Source organism: Acidiphilium sp. 34-64-41, assembly GCF_002282635.1.
In the GTDB taxonomy this organism is placed as follows: Bacteria; Pseudomonadota; Alphaproteobacteria; order Acetobacterales; family Acetobacteraceae; genus Acidiphilium; species Acidiphilium rubrum.
On the sequence record NZ_NCJX01000162.1, the window covers coordinates 1 to 2,628 of the forward strand.

A 2,628-nucleotide genomic window follows, 5' to 3' on the forward strand; every position below is an offset into this window, starting at 1 on the left:
GGGGAAAGCCAGTTCGTCACGCTGGTGAATGTCAATGGCCGCCATGGCGGGGGCCACTAGCCCTAGTGGGTGTCTGAGTCAACCGGATAGGCACGGAAAGAACAATCATTCCATTTAAAAATCGATTACAGAGTCGAGAGGAGACGGATTGTTTACTATGTGGTTATGCGCCTTTATTTTGCCTTATCCGGGTATGGTAGACCTGGTCTTTATCGGAATTGACATGAAAAAGCCCGAATTGACATCATCGCGGCATTACGGCGCGGACAGGAAGCTCGCGCTGCGCGTGCACTTACGCGCGGATGCGCGTTACACCGTGAACTGCTCGCGGATGATGCGTTCGGACAGGGCGCGATCGGGGTCGGATAATATCCGGGCGCAGACCGAGCGGTCTTCGCTGGCGGCGACCGAGATGACGCGGCGCACCTCGGTCGAGTCGGCGACGGCGGAGACCGGGCGTTTTTCCGGCTCCAGGATTTCGAACACGACCTCCGACGACGATGGCAGCAAAGCGCCGCGCCAGTGCCGCGGGCGGAACGCGGCGATCGCGGTGAGCGGCAGCAGATTGGCGGTGAGCGGCACGATCGGGCCGTAGGCCGACAGGTTGTAGGCGGTGGACCCGGCCGGGGTGGAGATCAGCACACCGTCGCCGATCAGTTCGGGCATGCGGATTTTACCATCGACCAGAATGCGGATTTTGGCGGCCTGGCGGAGTTGGCGGAGCAGGCTCACCTCGTTGAAGGCGAGCGCTTCCTCGACCGCGCCGGTCATGGTGACGGCGTGCATCCGCAGCGGGTGCAGGTCGTTGCTCATGGCGCGCGCGATGCGGGCGGGCAGGTCGGCTTCGGCGAAGTCGTTCATCAGGAAACCGACCGAGCCGCAGTTCATGCCATAGACCGGCAGTTTGTAGTCGAGCATGCGGTGGATGGTTTCCAACATCAGCCCATCGCCGCCGAGGGCGACGACCACTTCGGCCTCCTGCGGCGCGACGGTGCCGTAGGCGGCGACCAGTTTTTCCCTCGCCGCGCGCGCCTGTTCGGTCGCGGCGGCGGCGAAGTGGATTTTGGTCACACCAGTTTTCGGTGTTCGAGAACCGGCATATCGGCGCGGTGTTTGGCGGATTTCGCGAGATCGATCCGCGCCGTCACGAAGCCCGGACCATCCGAGCAACGGGCGGTGACGATGCCCCAGGGGTCGGCGATCAGCGAGTTGCCGTAGGTGACGCGCGGTTCGTTCGACCCGTCGAAATGCGTGCCGGTGCAGGCGGGGGCGGCGATCCAGCACTGGGTTTCGATCGCGCGGGCGCGCAGCAGCACTTCCCAATGGTCCTTGCCGGTCTGTAAGGTGAAGGCAGCGGGGACCAGAATGATGTCGGCCCCGGCGCGGCGCAGCGCGAGGTAGAGTTCGGGGAAGCGCATGTCGTAGCAGATGGTCAGGCCGATGGTGGCGGCGCCGAGCTTGAAAGTGACGAGCTGGTCGCCCGCGCCGTAGATGGCGCTTTCGCGGTAGCCCTGGCCATCCGGCGTGACGATGTCGAACAGATGGATTTTGCGGTAGCGGGCGATTTCGGTGCCGGTGGGGTCGAACACCAGCGTCGTGTTGAACAGCTTGTCGCCGCCCGATTCACCAATGGAGCCGCCGTGGACGTGGATTTGATGGGTGCGCGCCATCTCGCGCAGAAACTCATAGGCCGCACCGCCGGTGCCGCCGGGTTGCGGCAGGGTTTCGGCGGCGGCGAATTTGGTCGCACGGTCGCCGCCGAGGCAGGTCCAGATTTCCGGCAGGGCGATCAGCTGTGGCCGATCCTGCGCCACCGCGGCTTCGATCAGGCCGCGCGCCTGGGCGATGTTTGCAGCCTTGTCGGCGCCGGGTGCGAGCTGAATGGCGGTGAGACGGAGCGGATCATGCATGGTCGGTATGGTGCGCCAAGTGCCGTGCGCAAGCAAGATCGTGTGATGCGATCCGCGCGCCATTCGGTTGCAATCGGGACGCGGTCGAGGCTTGGTGCGCGCGCCGGATCTGAGGCGTTGTGAGGCGCGGGGTTCTGGATGTGCTCATGACGGGCGTTATGTTGTTTCGTAATCGTAATGAAATAAGCGCGGTGGGGTGGTGGGTTCGGTGCGGGTTGGTGGTCGTTGCGTCCGGTCCTCGGTGGTTGGCTGCGTCCAGGCCGGGGGCGGATCGGGAGGGAGCCAGACGGCGGGCGGTGGGGCGGGGTCGCGCTGCATGGCCGCGGCCGGCGCTGGTTGGGGGATTGCGAGGATGGCCGGGCGTTCGATGCCGAGGGCTTCGAACAAGGGGCGGAGGATGCGACCGATGGCGGGGTTGGTTTCGATCAGCTCGGCCATGGTGGGGTCGGCGAGCAGGTCGCGGAGTTGCTGGGCGGGGTAAGTAACGGCCGCGGGCATATCGTGCGTGCCGGGGAAAACGCGGGGGAGCCAGCCGAAACCATCCGGCAGGGATGGGCGCTTGGCGCGGTTGGGTTTGGCGGGCGTGAGGCGCTTCCGGCTTGGGGTGGGGCCGCGCAGGACAGCGCGCGCGAAGCGGGCGGCGATGCTGGTGAGGCGCTGCCAGATGGCGATGATTTTGGCCCCCGGAAGGTGTTGCGCGTGGCCCTGGTTGACGGCG

Annotated in this window: 3 protein-coding genes; all 3 read right to left on the reverse strand. The window is 65.5% G+C overall.

Annotated features, from left to right (window positions below):
• Positions 1-309: 309 nt before the first annotated feature.
• Positions 310-1,071: an NAD kinase gene (locus tag B7X49_RS18525; RefSeq protein WP_029311893.1), complete on the reverse strand. Its 762-nt coding sequence runs from the start codon at positions 1,069-1,071 to the stop codon at positions 310-312.
• On the reverse strand, positions 1,068-1,910 hold the full coding sequence (locus B7X49_RS18530) for a carbon-nitrogen hydrolase family protein (RefSeq protein WP_286705438.1): 843 nt from the start codon (positions 1,908-1,910) through the stop codon (positions 1,068-1,070). Before B7X49_RS18530 ends, B7X49_RS18525 begins: the two co-directional genes overlap by 4 nt.
• 156 nt (positions 1,911-2,066) lie before the next feature.
• Positions 2,067-2,628 (reverse strand): hypothetical protein (locus B7X49_RS18535; RefSeq protein WP_286705437.1); only part of this gene is annotated, 562 nt, incomplete at its 5' end.